The organism is Streptomyces sp. NPDC001292, assembly GCF_042896465.1.
In the GTDB taxonomy this organism is placed as follows: Bacteria; Actinomycetota; Actinomycetes; order Streptomycetales; family Streptomycetaceae; genus Streptomyces.
Window position 1 is genome coordinate 1 of the sequence record NZ_JBIAXG010000060.1, and the last position, 16,306, is coordinate 16,306.

Below are 16,306 nucleotides of genomic sequence, written 5' to 3' on the forward strand. Positions count from 1 at the left end.
AAACGCCCGCTCTAAGGTGCACGCCAGAGCAGTCTTGAGATGCATTCATCCCCGGCGTGAACGCCGGGGCTTTCTGCAAGAGTCCCAGTAAGCCGAGCTCAGAGGACCTGAGATGGTTGTCGCAGGCCCGGTGCGCCACTTCGCACCGGGCCTGCGGCTCGGTCTCACCTCGCTCGGACCGTTACTCCTCCGGCTTCTGCGAGTCCACGCCCGAGCGTGCCTTCTCCCACAGGCCCCGGGTGAAATCGGGGATCGGCTGGGGCGCGCCGTTCGCCTTGATCGACGCATGGCTGAGCGGCACCGGCGATGTCCAGGTCGCCGCGTCGTACACATCGAAGTCGGGCACCAGGCCGAGCCGCATGCACTGCATCAGGCGGAACACCATGATGTAGTCCATACCGCCGTGCCCGCCGGGCGGGTTGGAGTGCTCCTTCCAGAGCCAGTGATCCCAGTCGGAGTACTTCGAGAAGTCGCCCCAGCTGTCGTTGGCGTGGTCCGGCTCTATATAGATGCGCGCGGGGTAGTCCTCGAAGACACCCTTCGTGCCGCCGAGGCTGTTGATCCGCGAGTAGGGGTGTGGTGTGGAGACATCGTGCTCCAGCCGGATCACGCGCCCCTTCGCCGTCTGGACGAGGCTGATCGTGCGGTCGCTTTCGATGTACGTCTCCTTCCAGCTCGGGTCGCCGTGCGGCATCTTGGCCTCGCGGTACTCGGCGAGTCCCAACGAGGGCGTCCCGAAGCTGGAGATGTGGGTGACGCGGTCACCACGGTTGATGTCCATGTAGTTGGCGACCGGGCCGAACCCGTGATTCGGGTAGAGGTCGCCGCGCAGCCGTGTGTGCCACAGCCGCCGCCACGGACCCTCGTAATAGTGCGGATCGAACATCAGACCGCGCAGATCGTGGATGTACGCGCCGGCGCCGTGCAGCAGCCGCCCGAACTTCCCGGCGTGCGCCATGCGCAGCACCCGCATCTCATTGCGGCCGTAGCAGCAGTTCTCCAACTGCATGCAGTGCCGTCGCGTGCGCTCGGACAGGTCGACCAGCTCCCACAGCTGATCGAGCCGGAGGGCGATCGGGCACTCCACACCGACGTGCTTTCCGTTCAGCATCGCCGTCTTCGCCATCTCGAAGTGCCAGTCCCACGGCGTCGCCACGTACACGAAGTCGATGTCGCCGCGCTTGCACAGGTTCTCGAAGTCGTCCTCGCCCTTCGTGTACGTCGCGGGCGCAGGCTGGCCCGCGTCCGACACCTTCTGCGCGGCTCTCGCGGTCTTCTCCTTGACCGGATCGCACAGGGCGACGACCTGGACGCCAGGCATCGCCAGAAACAGGTCGATCATGCCGCCGCCGCGGTTGCCGAGCCCGATCATGCCGACCCGCACAGTTCCGCGTCCTTCGAACGGCACCCCGATCATCGTCTCGCCCTTGCGGGCGGGTGCCGCGTCGGTGGCCTGGCCGGCGGCGGGAGCGGCCACAGCCCGGGCGCCGTCGGCGTGTGCCGTGCCACCGGTCAAGGCGCCAAGGCCGAGGCCCGCTCCGGCGATGCCGACACCACGCAGCATCGCGCGCCGGGAGTAGCCGTCGGATGAGTCGTCAGGGACCGGTGTCGCGTTCTCGTCGTGCATCGGACCTCCGTCGCTGGATTGGTTCGCTGCAAGCGCTTGCCACCCTGCGGGAGGTACGACGGATACTCAAGAGGCAAGACAGTCGGACTTTTTGACATCGCCGCCTCGCCTTACGGGTAATTCAGGGAGTTGATGTGTGCTTGGCCCGTTTGGGCTTGGTGGCGCCGACGATGGTCATGGCCGGAACACGTGGGCGGTCTGCCACGCGGTGGGTGGCCCGCTTGAGGGCCGGCTGACTTTGCGTTTGATGACGCGGGGGTTGGCCCTGCGGCGTCGCGTTCGTCGCGGTTCGCGGACCGACCGGCAGTCCGTAGCGGAGCCCGGGTGACTTCGCTACGGGCTGCCGACTCGGCGGTGCTGGTACAGGGCGGCGGTCAGTGCGGTCGTCTCGGCGAGGGCCGCCCTGAAGCCGGCCATGAGGGAGCCGGGGGTTGGCGTGGTGGCCTTCCCCCGGCTTCCCCGGGCATGGTCACAGGGTGAGCAGCGCGCGGTGTGCGATGCCGATGTTCTTCAGCGGCCTGAGCGCGAGGCGGACCAGGGCCAGTGCATTGTCGTCGCCGGCGATGCGGTTGGCGCTGAGCTCGCCGCAGGACTGGCACTGGTGGATGATCGTCCATTCGCCGTCCGACCGGACCGACATGCACAGTGCTTCCATCCGGCCGCGGCAGTCCGAGGCCCGGTCGCCGGGTACCTTGCGGTCGACGTGGAGACTGACCAGGCAGTTCGGGCAGTGGTTGCGGTGCGAGGTGCCCGCTGCGTCCAAGGAGACATCCAGGCGGCAGCCCGCACAGCGGAAGCCATTCGCCCGGTGCCCGCCCCGGCTGCGCAGGACGTCCTTGTGCCGTTGCGGGCGTCGAATCTGGCCGGACCCGGGCGAGTTGGTGCGTCGTGGCATGGGTTCCCTCCCCCTTTCCGGGCCGGTCAGAGGGTGCCGAACGCTTCGAGCGGGAACGGCGGTTGGGCCAGCGGCCGTACGGCCATCCGCATCAGGACGAGCTGGTTGTCATCGGCGCATGTTGGGTTCGAGGTCAGTTCGTCGCACCGTACGCAGCGGTGGATGACCATCCATTCACCGGTGCGCAGCACCGCGATGGCGATCGGGGACATCCGCCCGTGGCACTGACTCGCGCCGCCCTCGATGTGATCGAGAACGTGGCGGGAGTGCAGGCACGACGGACAGTGGTTGCGCCGTTTGCCGTCGCCGGCGACGACGGACACGGTCAAACCGCACCACGCGCAAGTGAAAGTTTCGATCTTCAGAGTGTTGTGGGCGTTGTTGCTGGACACCCGGGGCGCTCCTTGCTGAGAAGTCGGTCATGACAGCAAGAGCAGGCCGAGCGGCCTCGGCGGAAAGTGGTCACACGGACACCACAGGCACACGGAAGCCATGTGGGTGGCGCGCAGAACCGAGCACCGGACACGCACAACCACACGCGTGGCGGCAGGGCAGCCAGACGGTTATGCGGTGAGGCGAGGCACGCTCGGCGCAGGCCGGGGCATAAAACACCCTTTCCTGAGGCATACAGCCCAGACGGGAATGAAGCGAGGACCTGCAGGTTAACAAGGCCATCGCAGTGCACGTCAACGCATTAAACCGGTACCGCCCCGGACTCCCGCAGGACGACAGGACTGCCGCAGCGGTTCACGACCATGCAGGCAGGCGGCGATCGACTGGATCGGGGAGCTGGGCAGGCGCACGGTGTCGCCCTCGGTGGTCGAGGACAGCACGGCTTCGTGTGCGACCAGGACGGGCAGCAGCCTCGCGTACACGTCGCCGTCCGCCGGCAGCCAGGCCAACGGCATCACCACGGCCACGGCCCGGTCAAGCCGTGAAGTCACAGGTAAGCGGCTACGAGGGGCTTTCGTTTGGATCAACGGGCGGACCAGAGGAAGATGCCTGCGATGTGGAGTCCGGCCAGGTGGATGGTGGCGGTCTTCTCGTAGCGAGTGGCGATGCCTCGCCATTGCTGCAGGCGGTTGATGCACCGCTCGACGGTGTTGCGCTGCTTGCAGGCCTCGCCGTCGAAGGCTGGTGGTATGCCGCCCCGGCTGCCTCGTCGCAGCCGGTGACTTCGCTGGTCCGCCGGGACGGGGATGACTGCTCGGATGCCGCGATCGCGCAGGTGGTCGCGGATCGCGCGGGGCGAGTGCGCCTTGTCCGCCAGGACAAGGTCCGGCCGGGTTCGCGGCCTGCCGCGGCGGCGGGGAAAACGCAAACGGGTCATCACGTCCGTGAAGGCGGGTGCGTCGTCGGCCTGCCCGGCGGTGGGTACGAACGCGAGGGCGGGCAGCCGGAGTCGGCAGCAAGGCGCATCTTCGTCGTCAGCCGCCGCGGGATCGGCCGATGGCGGGTTCGTCGGGCGGGCCCGCCTGTGCCCCTTTGCGACGCCCCACTGGGGGGCCGGCCTGCTCCAGTTCACACGCCGGCCAGAGGGTTCTGCCGAGCATCGCGACGTCAGGCAGGCCGAGCTGCCCTTGACCAGAAGCGGCCTCGGACGCGGCCACAGCCCGGCGTGCCGGTCCCGCTCCGGTCCGCCTGCGTGGAATACGCTGCGAAGACGCCCAACCTGGCGTCCCTGACAACGCGTAGGCACAAGGGAATGCCGCGCAGTGGCGGCTCTCCACGTCGGCCCGGACGGCGCAGCTGCCGGATGCAGGAAGGGGTGTGGCATGAGGTCGCCAGGCGTGCGCCTACGGGAGATCACCGACGACAACCGGGACGCCGTTCGTGCCCTACGCGTCCGACGTGACCAGAAGCAGTTCGTCGCCTCCGTGTCCAAGTCGCTCAAGGAGGCGGCGAAGACACCGGAGGCCAATCCCTGGTACCGCGCCGTGTACCGTGGCGACGAGCCGGTCGGCTTCGTGATGCTGTCCTGGAAGCCGCCGACCGGTCCTTTCCAAGGACGGCACTTCATCTGGCGCCTCCTCGTCGACAAGCGGTACCAGAGGCGAGGGATCGGCCGAGAGGTGCTCACGCAGATCGTCGCCCTGGTTCGCGCGGACGGCGCCACCGAGCTGCTGACCAGCTACGACCCCGGCGACGGCGAACCATGGCCCTTCTACCAGAAGTTCGGGTTCGAGCCCACCGGGGAGATCGACGACGGCGAGATCGTTCTGCGGCTCACCTTCCCCGCTCGGTGAGTTCGCACAGGAAGCGCCGGACGGACGTGACCTCCACTGGTCGGACGACGAAGCAGCTGGTGGGCAGCTGGAAGTCGATGCCCACCAGCTTCATGTCCGCCTGAAGCCGCACGCTCCTCAACTGGACCGCGAACCCGAGCCGGTTGTGCGCACGCCGCTCGGCCCGCACCTTCTCCGGATCCGAGTCATCCAGGAAGAAGTACCGCTCCGATCCGCACGAGACGGCGATCCGTGGAACGCCCCGTACCGGGCTGCCTGCTCATCCGACAAGGAATCGACCGCCACCACGGGCTTTCTGAGACCACGGTGTGCCAGCCTTCGCCAAAGGTCATCGCGCGGCCGGGCCGTCCCCGATCGTCAGTTCGTTCACCGCTCCCGGGCTGCCGACCGGACTACCAGGCGCCAACGGCTTTCAGTAGGAGGTGGAGGTCGTGGGCGGCTTCGGCAGTCGACAGGGTCGCGGCGGCGAGGACGGTCGCGTTCGCGGCGGCGAGGGCGGGGTGACGGCGGAGAGGCGCGGCGAGGAGGGCGGCGACACGGCGGGGCACGGGGTCGGCGCCGGCGAGCGTGGTGCGGCGGCCGAGGGTGCCCAGGGCGGCGTCCTTGGCGCGGGCGGGGATGTGGCGGACGGACTCCTTCAAGGCCTTTCGTCACCTACCGCCTGGCCGTCGGCGTGCTGCTGTTCGGCCCGGTCGCCACGGGCATGGTCACTGCATGACCGCGGCCCGCTCACGGCAGTCGTCGGTACAGCGACTGATGTAACAAGTGTTACATTCCTTGATGTGCCCAACTCAGAACCAGAAAGCCGCTGGCTGCTCCTTGTGATCAAGCTGCCCGCCGAACCGTCCCGGCACCGCGTGGCGGTCTGGCGGGAACTGCGCAAGATCGGCGCGCTCTCCCTCGGCCAGGGCGTGTGGGCCGTACCGGACGTGCCGGTCTGCGCCGACGGCATCGCCCGCGCGATCACGCTGACCGAACAGGCCGACGGCCAGGCCGTGACCCTGAACGCCTCCGGGCGCAGCCCCGAGGACGCCGCCCGCTTCCAGGCGCTGTTCACCGCCGCACGCTCGTGCGACTGGACGGAGTTCCTGGCCGACTGCGGCAAGTTCGAGAAGGAACTGGCCAAGGAGATCCGCAACCAGAAGTTCACCCTGGCCGAACTGGAAGAGGAGGAGCAGTCGCTGGAGCGGCTGCGGCGCTGGCACCGCGACCTGACCGCCCGCGACGTGTTCGGCGCGCCGGAGGCGGCCGAGGCCACCAAGCGGCTCAAGGACTGCACCACCGCCTGCGAGGACTACGCCGAACGCGTCTTCCGCGCCCTGCACGAGAGGCCGGAGGACCAGCGATGACCCAGTCGGCCCCGGCACGGCACATGTGGCCGCTGTACGCGGCCGGGTTCACCACCGCCTTCGGCGCCCACGGCATCGCCGCCAACCTCGGCGGCTTCTCCGAAGACGCCGTCACCTCCCTGCTCGTGCTCGGCGGGCTGCTCGCCCTGTATGACGGGGCCGAGGTGATCCTCAAGCCGGTCTTCGGCACGCTCGCCGACCGGATCGGCGCCCGTCCGGTGCTGCTGGGCGGGCTGGTCGCCTTCGCCGCCGCTTCCGCCGTGTACGTGGTCGCGGACAGCCCTGGATGGCTGTGGGCGGCCCGGTTGGGCCAAGGCGCGGCCGCCTCGGCCTTCTCCCCGTCCGCCTCGGCGCTCGTCGCACGGCTGAATCCGGCGGCCAAGCACGGGCGGGCATTCGGCTCCTACGGCTTCTACAAGTCGATCGGCTACACCCTCGGCCCGCTGCTCGGCGGCCTCCTGGTGTGGGCCGGCGGTCTGCGCCTGCTCTTCGCGGTGCTGGCAGTGCTCGGTGCGGCGGTCGCCGCCTGGGCCGCGCTCGCCGTCCCCGTCGTCCCCCCGCTGCCCAGGGCCCGGCAGACGGTGCTGGACCTGGCCCGGCGCCTGGCCGACCCGTCCTTCCTCGCCCCGACCGCGGCCCTGGCCGCCGCAACCGCCGCCCTGTCGGTCGGGGTGGGCTTCCTTCCGGTCTCCGGCCGCGCCGCCGGACTGGGCACCGTCGCCACCGGCGCCGCCGTGTCGGTCCTCGCCGCGTGCGCGGCGCTCGTCCAGCCCCACGCCGGGCGCGCCCTGGACGACGGAAGCCTCACCCCGCGCGGCGGCCTCACCGCCGGGCTCCTGCTCACCGCAGCCGGCCTGGGCTGCGCCCTGCTCCCAGGCCTGACCGGGGTGCTGACCGCGGCCGCCCTCATCGGCACCGGCACCGGCCTGATCACCCCGCTCGGCTTCGCCGCCCTGGCCGCCGCAACCCCCGCCGAGCGCCTCGGCCAGACCATGGGCGCCGCCGAACTCGGCCGCGAACTCGGTGACGCGGGCGGACCGCTACTGGTCGGCGGTGTCGCCGCCGGGTCCGCCCTGTCGTACGGCTACGCGGCCCTCGCCGCTCTCCTCGCGGCGGGTGCGGCACTCGCGCTCACTCACCACCGCACTGCAGCCGCCGCGCCCAAAGGGGAGACGTGAGCGAGCGTCACCCGGCTTCTTCCGCTCGCCGCGACGGCGGCCGCCGACGGCTCCCTCGGTTCGTACGACGTCTCGGGCTACGAAAGCCTTCCGTTCACCGTGCGGGGTCAGTGCGGCGCCAGCTGACGTCTGCCGCACGCCGGTGGGCCCCGCCCCGCGGGGCCCACCGCACTGCAACGTCCGCGACCTGCGCACCGTTCGGCGGCGTCAAGGCGTCCGGTGTCGGCGTCCGGGTTCCCGAGCCCGAGGCGAGGGTGGCGCAATACGGTCAGAAGTCCAGGTCGGAAGTGAGTTTGGCGGCTGACGGCGTGACGGACGCAGTCGGCGACAGCCTCACCCTGCCGTTCCCGCAAGAACACTGCGGCGGGGCTCGCGCCTCGCCTGACACCGCCCCAAAGCCTTGACGCCGGCATCCCGGCCTCACTCGGACGGCGCGCAGCCGACAACCTGGTGCAACACGATTCAGATCGGTTCTGGCTGCGGTTCCGGTTGTCGCGCTGGTGTGGCCCTCGGTTCCCACGCCGCGGTGGTCCGTACGTAGCCGTAGACCACTGAGGTCATCGCCAGCATGAGCAGTGGTCCGGACACCCACGGATGCTCGGCCATCTTCAACGGCAGGAAGCGGTAAGACACCAACAGCGCAGCGAAGACCGTTGCTGCGTAAGCGACCAGCCTGATCCCGGATCGATCCCAGCCGCGGTCGAGCGACCGCAGAACCGCCTCGATCGTGAGCGCAAACACCACGCCGGCAATGAGATCCACGCCGTAGTGGTAGCCGAAGCCCAGCGTTGCGGCGAGCGTGGCAATCAGCCAGAACGTGCCTGCGTACCGCAGAATGCGTGGGCCCTTCCGGGAATGGATGAAGATCGCGGCAGCCCACGCCGTGTGCAGGCTGGGCATGCAGTTCCGCGGGGTGATCTCGTCGAATGGCATGGGGTGCGGGGTATTGATCGGCGGGGGCGTTTGTGGCCACAGGTCGGCCACCGCCCAGTGCCCGCTTGACGGAATCTCCGCCGACCACAGGCTGACCGTCGCCCAGTACTCGGTGCCGGTGCCGTAGGCGAAGACCGGTCCAACCACCGGGAAGATCATGTAGAAGGCCGGTCCGAGAAGGCCGATCACCAGAAAGGTGCGCACCAGGTGATGGCCCGGGAAGCGGCGCTCGACCGCCACGCCGCGCAGTTGGTACAGCGCGACAACGACTGCGGCCACCGCTAGTTGACCGTAGACGATGTCGAGGAAATTGAAGCCGATGGACCCGGTGGCCCTGACAACCCGGCCTACCAGCCACGACGGATTGCCCAACACATAATCGGCTGTTGCCACGTACTGGTCGAGCACTGCTGGGCGGGTCTTCGAGGTGATGAGCAGCCATGTGTCGCCGGTCTTGCGGCCGGCCACCAGCAGCAGGCCCAGCCCGACGCCCTTCAGCAGCAGGACACGTTCCCGGCCGGTGCGGTGAGTGACAGCGATGACCGCGTAGCCCAGAATCACCCACAATGCACCGTTGCCGAAGGGGTGGCCGCCGGTCGTCTTGGCGTCGACCGCCCACCGGATCAGCGAGAAGGCGATATCGATTCCGATCGCCGCACACGCCGCGATGAACCGTTGCCGCCAGGTGAGGACCACCATCATCAACGCCATAGCGGCGTACAACAGGCCGCCCGACTTGGGGGCGACCACCACCTCTCGCACCTGGTTGGTGATCGGCCCTGGCAGGCCGTAGCGACGCGCGGCGAACTCCAGCACGATGAGGAATCCTAGGGCCGCGACACCCGCCACGGCCCAGAGTCTCGCCCGCGGTCGACGCCACGCAGAGAACGCGGTTCTCCGGTTTATTCGCGAAAAGTCCCGTGGTGGCATGTATCTCAATTCTTGGCCGCTTTGTTAGATGTTGGTCATATCGGGGGGCGGGGTTCGCTCGTCACCTTCCGGCCGGAACCGCTTTTCCCTCACGAAGAACTGCCCGCCGAAGCAAGACGGAAAGATCACAGCCCTGGTTGCCGCAAGTCCGTCGCCGTCCCGCGAGCCGCCCCCCGGCTCTGGTACGGGACATCGTCTTGGCAACCCCGCCTACGACGGTGACAACAGCCCGACTACCGCTGTTCTCAGCACGGTTGGTCGCGCCCATCGCAGCAGGCCGCCTGAGACGACGACCCCGGCTCCTGCGTGAGGGCGTTCTCCGACTGGTGCGCTTCCTGTAACGCTCATCCAGCCGGCAACATCACCGGCGAGCGGCAGGACGGGCGTCGTCATGGGCGACGCCCGTGGAAACCTGCGGTGCAACAGCGGTGACGGCGATGTCAGGGGGTTCGTTCGGCGGGCGCACGAGGATCACTACGGCAGGGGCACGAGGCCGCCGTATGAGGAACATGCATCGGCCTCGCGGCACCCGCTGTCGGGGCAGGTCCGATCGAGGTATGCGCATGGGCGGAGCGGCCACTTCGCCCGCGATCCCGATACATCTCCCAAAGCCCCGAGACACCTCATACCCCCTCGGTCCGCCCCCTGCACGCCACCCGTGCCCTTGGTGTGCCCGTCGGGGCGGACAGCCACAGTCGACAGCGGTGCCCCAGGCCCCTCACGGGGAGGGAAGCACAGCGGATCTGCGCAGGTCAATAGCCATGTGGGCGCACAAGTGCCGTCGCTTCCCAAGCTGAGAGCGCGAGTTCGATCCTCGTCACCCGCTCCAGAGAGAAACCCCAGGTCAGCAACCTGGGGTTGCCCAGTCCTACTGAGGGCGGCGGCCCTTTGCGCGCCCTGGGCCGACGGCCGTCCTGGGTTGCCTGGCGGACGACGAAACCCTTGCGTCCGCCGGGGATCGGTCAGCGGTGCTCGGGGTTGTCCGCACCCGGGCGGCAGCCGGCGTCCCACTGCGAGCGCTTGTTGCCGTGGGCGGGGAGGCCTCCGGCGCGCTTCAGCAGGGCGGCGAGGTGCATCAGGTTCCAGGTCATGAAGGTGGTGTTGCGGTTGGTGAAGTCGTTCTCCGGGCCGCCCGAGCCCGGGTCGAGGTACGACGGCCCGGGGCCGGCCTCGCCAATCCAGCCGGCGTCCGCCTGAGGCGGGATCGTGTAGCCGAGGTGCTGGAGGCTGTAGAGGACGTTCATGGCGCAGTGCTTCACGCCGTCCTCGTTGCCGGTGATCAGACAGCCGCCGACGCGGCCGTAGTAGGCGTACTGGCCCTGGGAGTTGAGCAGCGAGGAGCAGGCATAGAGACGCTCGATGACCTGCTTGGTGACGGAGCTGTTGTCGCCCAGCCAGATCGGGCCGGCGAGCACGAGGATGTCGGCGGCCATCACCTTCTCGTACAGCCCGGGCCAGGCGTCGGAGGTGAAGCCGTGCTCGGTCATGTCCGGGTAGACGCCGGGTGCGATGTCGTGGTCCACGGCGCGGATCAGGACCGTGGTCACGCCGGCGGCCTCCATGATGGCCCGGCTCTTGTCGATCAGACCCTGGGTGTGGCTGAGCTGCGGGGACGGTTTGAGGGTGCAGTTGACGTAGAGGGCGGTCACGTCGTCGTAGCGGTACGGGGTGTCGGTGGAGGGTGAGGCTGTCATGGACGGCAGCCTCTCGCACGGTTTCCGTTCTGTCCTGGTTCGACGCACCCGTGCATGCCTTACGGAGTCATGACGTACGGGCGTGGTCCCGTGGTGCGGCGCCGGTGCGGAACTAGCGTGGCCGTATGCGCGTACTGGTCACCGGCGGTGCCGGGTTCATCGGGTCCCATGTCGTCGCCGCGCTCCGGGAGCGCGGACATGAGCCGCTCGTGTTCGACGTGCGGGGGGATCCCGGTGCCGACGTGCGGGACCCGGCAGCCGTCGGTCGCGCCCTGTCCGGTGTGGACGCCGTGTGCCACCAGGCCGCGATGGTCGGGCTCGGCAACGGGGTCGCCGACGCGGCAAAGTACGTCTCGCGCAACGACCTGGGCACCGCCGTGTTGCTCGCCGCCATGGCGGAGGCCGGCGTCGGGCCTCTCGTGCTGGCCGGGTCGATGGTCGTCTACGGGGAGGGGCGGTACGAGTGCCCGCGGCACGGGGTCGTACGGCCCGGGCCGCGTGCCGTCGCCGACCTCGACGCGGGCCGGTTCGAGCCCGCCTGCCCGGTGTGCGGGGAAGGACTCTCCTCCGGCCTGGTCGGCGAGGACGCCCCGGCCGATCCCCGGAACGTGTACGCGGCGACCAAGCTCGCCCAGGAGCACCTGGCCGCCGCCTGGGCCCGCTGCACCGGCGGGTCGGCGGTGTCGCTGCGCTACCACAACGTGTACGGGCCCGGAATGCCGCGCGACACCCCGTACGCCGGCGTCGCCTCCTTCTTCCGCTCGGCGCTCGCCCGGGGCCAGGCACCGCGCGTGTTCGAGGATGGGCGGCAACTGAGGGACTTCGTGCACGTCCGGGACGTGGCGGCGGCCAACGTGGTGGCGCTGGAGGCGGAGGCCGCCCAGGGTGTACTCACGGCATACAACACCGGCAGCGGTGAACCGCGCACCGTCGGCGAGATGGCGCGAGCGCTGGCCGCCGCGTACGGCGGGCCCGAGCCGGTCGTCACCGGCGAGTACCGGCTCGGGGACGTACGGCACATCACCGCGGACTCGTCGCGGCTGCGGGACGGGCTGGGTTGGAGGCCGGAGGTCGGTTTCGAGGAGGGCATGGCGGAGTTCGCGCGGGCCGGAATGCGGGGGGCGTAGGACCGCGGTGGACCGGTGGCACTGCCCGCGGTCAGGAAGCGGCGGCGGGCAGCACCACCTCGAAACGGCAGCCGCCGGGAATGTTGCGTACAGTGGTCCGGCCCTGGTGTGCTTCCACGATCCCCCGGACGATGGCGAGGCCCAGGCCCGCGCCGGCCGGGGGTGTCCGGGCGTGCGTGCCGCGCCAGCCGGTGTCGAAGACGCGTGGCAGGTCCTCCTCGGGGATGCCGCCGCAGCCATCCGTCACCGACAGCACGACGCCCTCGGGGGAACGTTCCGCAGCGATGGCGACCGTGCCGTCGGCCGGCGTCCGGCGGATGGCGTTGACCAGCAGGTTGCCCAGCACCCGGCTCATCTCCTTGCCGTCCACCTCCACCGGTACCGGTTCGATGCGGCCGCCCACCAGCCGCACCCCGTGTTCCCGGGCGAGCGGGTCGGCTCCCGCCAGCGCGTCGCCGACCAGGTCGTACAGGGAGATCCGGGTGGGGGCCAGGGGCAGCGTGCCGGCGTGGATGCGGGAGAGCTGGAAGAGATCGCCGACCATGTCGTTGAGGCGCTCGACCTCGGTGCGCATCTGTTTCAGGTAGCGGTCGGGGTCGGCGGCGACGCCGTCCTCCAGGGCCTCCGACATGGCGCGCAGGCCGGCCAGCGGAGTGCGCAGGTCGTGCGAGATCCAGGCGACGAGTTCGCGCCGGGAGGTCTCCAGCGCGCGTTCCCGCTCCCGGGATTGGGCGAGTCTGGCGCTGGTGGCCGTCAACTCGCGGCTCAGGGACTCCAGTTCGGCGGTCGCCGGGCCGTCGGGGGCGGTGAAGTCGGCGCCGTCGCCGAGGGAGCGTGCGGCCACGGCGAGTTCGCGGCTGCGGGCGACGACCCACCGGCCCAGCAGCAGCGCGGTGGCCAGGGAGACGACGGCCGCCATGGCGACGACGGTCGTGACGACGGTCAGGTCGTGCGGCGACAGGAACATCGCCCAGGCGACGGCGAGCGTGCCCGCGAGCATCGCGACGACCCCGACCGCCGCGACCACGGCGAGCGAGGCGGTCAGCGAGCGGCGCCGGATCAGGCGCAGTACGCCCGCTCCGGCGAGTCCCGTGGCGGCGGCACCGGCGAAGGCGTACAGGGCGATGAGGAGGGTGTCTCGCACGGTCAGTCCTCCTCGCCGGTGGGGTCGAAGCGGTAGCCCACGCCCCACACGGTCTGGATCAGGCGGGGCCGGGCCGGGTCGTCCTCCACCTTGCTGCGCAGGCGGCGGACGTGGACCGTGACGGTCGACAGGTCGCCGAAGTCCCAGCCCCACACCTCGCGCATCAGGTCTTCGCGGCTGCAGGCCCGCCCCGGGTGGCGCAGGAAGAAGGAGAGCAGGTCGAACTCGCGGAGGGTGAGGGCGAGTCCGGTGCCGTTCTTGGTGGCCCGGCGGGCTGCCGGATCGACGGTCAGACCGGCCGCTCCCAGTTGGTGTCCGGTGGCGGCGGGCCTGCTGCGGCGCAGCACCGACTCCACGCGCAGCACCAGCTCGCGGGGGCTGAAGGGCTTGGTGACGTAGTCGTCGGCGCCGACCTCCAGGCCCAGGATGCGGTCGTCCTCGTCACCGCGGGCGGTGAGCATGATGACCGGCACTGGGCCGTGGCCGCGGATCCGCCGGCACACCTCCAGGCCGTCCATGCCGGGCAGCATCAGGTCGAGCACCACCAGGTCCGGCCAGTGCGCGGTGGCACGGGTGAGGGCCGTCGGGCCGTCGTCGGCGCGGTCGACGACGTACCCGGCGCGGACCAGATACCCGGCGACGACCTCGGCGACGGTCGGGTCGTCGTCGACGACCAGGATCCGGGGAGACCCGGCGGCGGCTTGTGCCCCCAGGGGCTCGTACGGCTGCTGCTGCATGCCTCCAGCCTGGCACCGCGCCGCCGCCGGTGCGCAGTCCGAAGAGCGCCTTGGCCTTGGACGTCCGCGTTTCGTAAGGAGCGGGAGTCCGGTATGCCCGATTCGCATGCGTAGGGTGAAACCGTGACGACGACCCCTTCGGACGTCGACGTGGTGCTGCCCTGCCTGAACGAGGCCGAAGCCCTTCCCTGGGTGCTCGAACGGATCCCGCCGGGCTGGCGCGCGCTCGTCGTCGACAACGGTTCCACCGACGGCTCGGCCGAGGTCGCCCACGCGTGCGGCGCAACCGTCGTGCGCGAGCCGCGCCGGGGCTTCGGCGCCGCCTGCCACGCCGGGCTGACCGCCGCCACCGCCGACGTGGTGTGCTTCTGCGACGGCGACGCCTCCCTCGACCCGTCACTCCTCGTCCCCTTCGTCCGCGAAGTCCGGGGCGGTGAGGCCGACCTTGTGCTCGGCCGACGGCGTCCGCAGGGCCGGGGCACGTGGCCCGCGCACGCCCGCGCCGGCAACCTCGCGCTCGCGCGGATGCTGCGCCGGCGCACCGGGCTGCGCCTGCACGACCTCGGTCCCTTGCGCGCCGCCCGCCGCGAGCCGCTGCTCGCCCTCGGCCTCACCGACCGGCGCAGCGGCTATCCGCTCCAGATGGTCGTCCGCGCGGCCGACGCCGGCTGGCGGATCGCCGAGCACGACGTGCCGTACCTGCCGCGCACCGGAGCCTCGAAGGTCACGGGCACCTGGCGCGGCACCTGGCAGGCCGTACGGGACATGAGCCGTGTGTTGCGCGAATCCCCCGCGCACGGAGGAGGAACCGTCCGTTGACCACGCTCCTCGTCATCGCCAAGGAGCCGCGGCCGGGCCGGGTCAAGACCCGGCTCACCCCGCCGTTCACGCCCGGTCAGGCGGCTCAGTTGGCCGAGGCGGCCCTCGCGGACACCCTGCACGCCGTGGCGGCCACGCCCGCCTCCCGGCGCGTCCTCGTCCTCGACGGCACCCCGGGTCCCTGGCTGCCGCCCGGCTTCGACGTCGTACCGCAGTGCGCGGGCGGGCTGGACGAGCGGCTGGCCGACGCCTTCGCGCGCTGCGACGGCCCGGCCCTGCTCATCGGCATGGACACCCCGCAGGTGACGCCGGAGTTGCTCACCGTGGACTTCGCCGACTGCGACGCCCACTTCGGCCCGGCCGAGGACGGCGGCTTCTGGGCCATCGGCCTGGCGCACCCCGATCCCGCCCTGCTGCGGGGCGTGCCCATGTCGACCTCGATGACGGGAGCGGCCCAACGAAACCGGCTCCTCACCGCCGGCCTGCGGGTGCACAACCTGCCGCACCTGCGCGACGTCGACACCGCCGCCGACGCCCGTGCCGTGGCCGCTGTGGCCCCGCACGGCCGCTTCGCCGCACGGCTGGCCCGGTGCACGGCGGTCGCGCGGCCGGTCACGGGGGTCGACTCGCCGCCGGCCACGGAGCCGACCTCGCGCCCGGCCGCACCCCGATGAGCACCCCGCCCGCCCCCGCCCTTCCCTGGGCGACCGCCGGCCCCTACGCCGCCGCCCTGCGCGCCGGCCGCGGCCCGCTGTTCCTGCGCCGCGCCGACGGCTGGCTGCTGCCGCTGGAGGTGGAACGCTGGTGCGCCGGGGCCGACGCGGTCGACCGGGACGTGCTGGACCGGTGCGAGGGAACCGTGCTGGACGTGGGGTGCGGGCCCGGGCGACTGGTGGCGGAACTCGCCGCCCGGGGCCGGACCGTCCTCGGCATCGACGTCAGCGAGGCCGCCGTGGACCACACCGTGCGGCTCGGGGGTCAGGCGCTGCGGCGCTCGGTCTTCGAGCCGCTGCCCGGCGAGGGGCGCTGGGGCACCGTCCTGCTCTTGGACGGCAACGTCGGCATCGGCGGCGACCCGCGTGCGCTCCTGGACCGGGTGGCCGGGCTCCTGCACCCCGGGGGCCTGCTGATCGCCGAGACCGCCCCGGTGGACGTCGACGAACGCGCCCAGGTGCAGGTCGTCGACCTCACCGACGCCGGCGGGACCGACGTCCTCTTCCCGTGGGCGCGGCTCGGCACACGGGCGCTGCTCCAGTACGCACAGGGTTGGGAGCGGGCCGGTCAGTGGACGGCCGGCAAACGGTGCTTCGCCGCCCTGCGCAGCCGCAGCGCCAGCAGCAGCGCCGAGCCGCCGAAGAGGACGGCGGTGATCAGCAGCCAGCGGGCGAGGAACACGTCCGCCGGCAGCCCGGCGGCGAACCGGTAGCGCCGCCCCGCCATGCCGCTGATCAGCGGGAACCACACGAGAAGGAGCAACGCGGACAGGGCTGCCGGTACACGCACGTACGGTACCCACTCCCGGCGCCGGACCGCGCCGAGTCCCCGTACGACCGCCCGGTCCGCGACCGCGTACAAGGGCAGCAGCACGAGGTCGTGCAGCAGCGCCGCCCCCACGAACCACAGCGCC

Annotated in this window: 17 protein-coding genes and 1 pseudogene; 7 read left to right on the top strand and 11 right to left on the bottom strand. The window is 70.9% G+C overall.

What is annotated here, in order from left to right; all coding sequences use genetic code 11:
- Window positions 1-181: 181 nt before the first annotated feature.
- The 5 genes and pseudogenes from ACFY4A_RS37555 to ACFY4A_RS37575 all read right to left on the bottom strand — a co-directional run.
- Window positions 182-1,627, bottom strand: a complete 1,446-nt coding sequence (locus ACFY4A_RS37555) for a Gfo/Idh/MocA family protein (protein ID WP_390833802.1) — start codon at window positions 1,625-1,627, stop codon at window positions 182-184.
- 469 nt (window positions 1,628-2,096) lie between these two features.
- Window positions 2,097-2,522 carry an RNHCP domain-containing protein gene (locus tag ACFY4A_RS37560; RefSeq protein ID WP_390833803.1) on the bottom strand — a complete coding sequence of 142 codons (426 nt, stop codon included), beginning with the start codon at window positions 2,520-2,522 and terminating at the stop codon, window positions 2,097-2,099.
- Between the two features lie 26 nt (window positions 2,523-2,548).
- Window positions 2,549-2,914 carry an RNHCP domain-containing protein gene (locus ACFY4A_RS37565; RefSeq protein WP_390833804.1) on the bottom strand — a complete coding sequence of 122 codons (366 nt, stop codon included), beginning with the start codon at window positions 2,912-2,914 and terminating at the stop codon, window positions 2,549-2,551.
- Window positions 2,915-3,208: 294 nt separating this feature from the next.
- Window positions 3,209-3,442 carry a hypothetical protein gene (locus tag ACFY4A_RS37570; RefSeq protein ID WP_390833805.1) on the bottom strand — a complete coding sequence of 78 codons (234 nt, stop codon included), beginning with the start codon at window positions 3,440-3,442 and terminating at the stop codon, window positions 3,209-3,211.
- A gap of 56 nt (window positions 3,443-3,498) precedes the next feature.
- A pseudogene (locus ACFY4A_RS37575) lies at window positions 3,499-3,979 on the bottom strand (IS5 family transposase); the annotation flags it as partial.
- Between the two features lie 318 nt (window positions 3,980-4,297).
- Here ACFY4A_RS37575 and ACFY4A_RS37580 point away from each other — a divergent pair.
- Entirely contained in the window at window positions 4,298-4,768 is a 471-nt protein-coding gene (locus ACFY4A_RS37580) for a GNAT family N-acetyltransferase (protein WP_390833806.1), read from the top strand.
- Here the strand turns inward: ACFY4A_RS37580 and ACFY4A_RS37585 are convergent.
- On the bottom strand, window positions 4,749-4,937 hold the full coding sequence (locus ACFY4A_RS37585; RefSeq protein ID WP_390833807.1) for a hypothetical protein: 189 nt from the start codon (window positions 4,935-4,937) through the stop codon (window positions 4,749-4,751). The two genes, ACFY4A_RS37580 and ACFY4A_RS37585, sit on opposite strands and share 20 nt — an antisense overlap.
- 223 nt (window positions 4,938-5,160) lie before the next feature.
- Complete coding sequence (locus tag ACFY4A_RS37590; RefSeq protein ID WP_390833808.1) at window positions 5,161-5,409, bottom strand: hypothetical protein; 249 nt, start codon at window positions 5,407-5,409, stop codon at window positions 5,161-5,163.
- Between the two features lie 141 nt (window positions 5,410-5,550).
- On the opposite strand from ACFY4A_RS37590, the gene ACFY4A_RS37595 reads away from it, so the two are divergent.
- Both ACFY4A_RS37595 and ACFY4A_RS37600 read left to right on the top strand, forming a co-directional pair.
- Window positions 5,551-6,117, top strand: a complete 567-nt coding sequence (locus ACFY4A_RS37595; protein WP_390833809.1) for a Chromate resistance protein ChrB — start codon at window positions 5,551-5,553, stop codon at window positions 6,115-6,117.
- A 23-nt stretch (window positions 6,118-6,140) separates the two neighbouring features.
- Window positions 6,141-7,295 (top strand): MFS transporter, encoded by a 1,155-nt coding sequence (locus ACFY4A_RS37600; RefSeq protein WP_390833834.1) that lies wholly within the window; start codon window positions 6,141-6,143, stop codon window positions 7,293-7,295.
- A 462-nt stretch (window positions 7,296-7,757) separates the two neighbouring features.
- Here the strand turns inward: ACFY4A_RS37600 and ACFY4A_RS37605 are convergent, their stop codons facing one another.
- Together ACFY4A_RS37605 and ACFY4A_RS37610 are read right to left on the bottom strand one after the other, a co-directional pair.
- Window positions 7,758-9,158, bottom strand: a complete 1,401-nt coding sequence (locus tag ACFY4A_RS37605) for a phosphatase PAP2 family protein (RefSeq protein WP_390833810.1) — start codon at window positions 9,156-9,158, stop codon at window positions 7,758-7,760.
- A gap of 962 nt (window positions 9,159-10,120) precedes the next feature.
- Entirely contained in the window at window positions 10,121-10,852 is a 732-nt protein-coding gene (locus ACFY4A_RS37610; protein WP_390833811.1) for a flavodoxin family protein, read from the bottom strand.
- Between the two features lie 125 nt (window positions 10,853-10,977).
- Between ACFY4A_RS37610 and ACFY4A_RS37615 the strand changes: the two genes are divergently transcribed.
- Window positions 10,978-11,979, top strand: a complete 1,002-nt coding sequence (locus ACFY4A_RS37615; protein ID WP_390833812.1) for an NAD-dependent epimerase/dehydratase family protein — start codon at window positions 10,978-10,980, stop codon at window positions 11,977-11,979.
- 31 nt (window positions 11,980-12,010) lie between these two features.
- Here ACFY4A_RS37615 and ACFY4A_RS37620 read toward each other — a convergent pair whose 3' ends face one another.
- Entirely contained in the window at window positions 12,011-13,123 is a 1,113-nt protein-coding gene (locus tag ACFY4A_RS37620) for a sensor histidine kinase (protein ID WP_390833813.1), read from the bottom strand.
- Window positions 13,124-13,125: 2 nt separating this feature from the next.
- Window positions 13,126-13,860: a response regulator transcription factor gene (locus ACFY4A_RS37625; RefSeq protein ID WP_390833814.1), complete on the bottom strand. Its 735-nt coding sequence runs from the start codon at window positions 13,858-13,860 to the stop codon at window positions 13,126-13,128.
- Window positions 13,861-13,983: 123 nt separating this feature from the next.
- On the opposite strand from ACFY4A_RS37625, the gene ACFY4A_RS37630 reads away from it, so the two are divergent.
- Genes ACFY4A_RS37630 through ACFY4A_RS37640 form a run of 3 tightly spaced genes read left to right on the top strand, consistent with a single transcriptional unit; the run spans window position 13,984 to window position 16,105 of the window.
- The gene (locus ACFY4A_RS37630) at window positions 13,984-14,679 is read left to right on the top strand and encodes a glycosyltransferase family 2 protein (protein WP_390833815.1); all 696 of its coding nucleotides are present in this window, start codon (window positions 13,984-13,986) and stop codon (window positions 14,677-14,679) included.
- Window positions 14,676-15,353 (top strand): DUF2064 domain-containing protein, encoded by a 678-nt coding sequence (locus tag ACFY4A_RS37635; RefSeq protein ID WP_390833816.1) that lies wholly within the window; start codon window positions 14,676-14,678, stop codon window positions 15,351-15,353. The genes ACFY4A_RS37630 and ACFY4A_RS37635 overlap by 4 nt, the downstream gene beginning before the upstream one ends.
- On the top strand, window positions 15,350-16,105 hold the full coding sequence (locus ACFY4A_RS37640) for a class I SAM-dependent methyltransferase (RefSeq protein WP_390833817.1): 756 nt from the start codon (window positions 15,350-15,352) through the stop codon (window positions 16,103-16,105). The genes ACFY4A_RS37635 and ACFY4A_RS37640 overlap by 4 nt, the downstream gene beginning before the upstream one ends.
- Window positions 16,106-16,306 lie beyond the last annotated feature (201 nt).

Bases quoted from the DNA above. Each gene is read 5' to 3' on its own strand.
- ACFY4A_RS37555 (WP_390833802.1), bottom strand. From the start codon at position 1,627: ATGCACGACGAGAACGCGACACCGGTCCCTGACGACTCATCCGACGGC.
- ACFY4A_RS37560 (WP_390833803.1), bottom strand. From the start codon at position 2,522: ATGCCACGACGCACCAACTCGCCCGGGTCCGGCCAGATTCGACGCCCG.
- ACFY4A_RS37580 (WP_390833806.1), top strand. From the start codon at position 4,298: ATGAGGTCGCCAGGCGTGCGCCTACGGGAGATCACCGACGACAACCGG.
- ACFY4A_RS37600 (WP_390833834.1), top strand. From the start codon at position 6,141: ATGTGGCCGCTGTACGCGGCCGGGTTCACCACCGCCTTCGGCGCCCAC.
- ACFY4A_RS37605 (WP_390833810.1), bottom strand. From the start codon at position 9,158: ATGCCACCACGGGACTTTTCGCGAATAAACCGGAGAACCGCGTTCTCT.
- ACFY4A_RS37610 (WP_390833811.1), bottom strand. From the start codon at position 10,852: ATGACAGCCTCACCCTCCACCGACACCCCGTACCGCTACGACGACGTG.
- ACFY4A_RS37615 (WP_390833812.1), top strand. From the start codon at position 10,978: ATGCGCGTACTGGTCACCGGCGGTGCCGGGTTCATCGGGTCCCATGTC.
- ACFY4A_RS37625 (WP_390833814.1), bottom strand. From the start codon at position 13,860: ATGCAGCAGCAGCCGTACGAGCCCCTGGGGGCACAAGCCGCCGCCGGG.
- ACFY4A_RS37640 (WP_390833817.1), top strand. From the start codon at position 15,350: ATGAGCACCCCGCCCGCCCCCGCCCTTCCCTGGGCGACCGCCGGCCCC.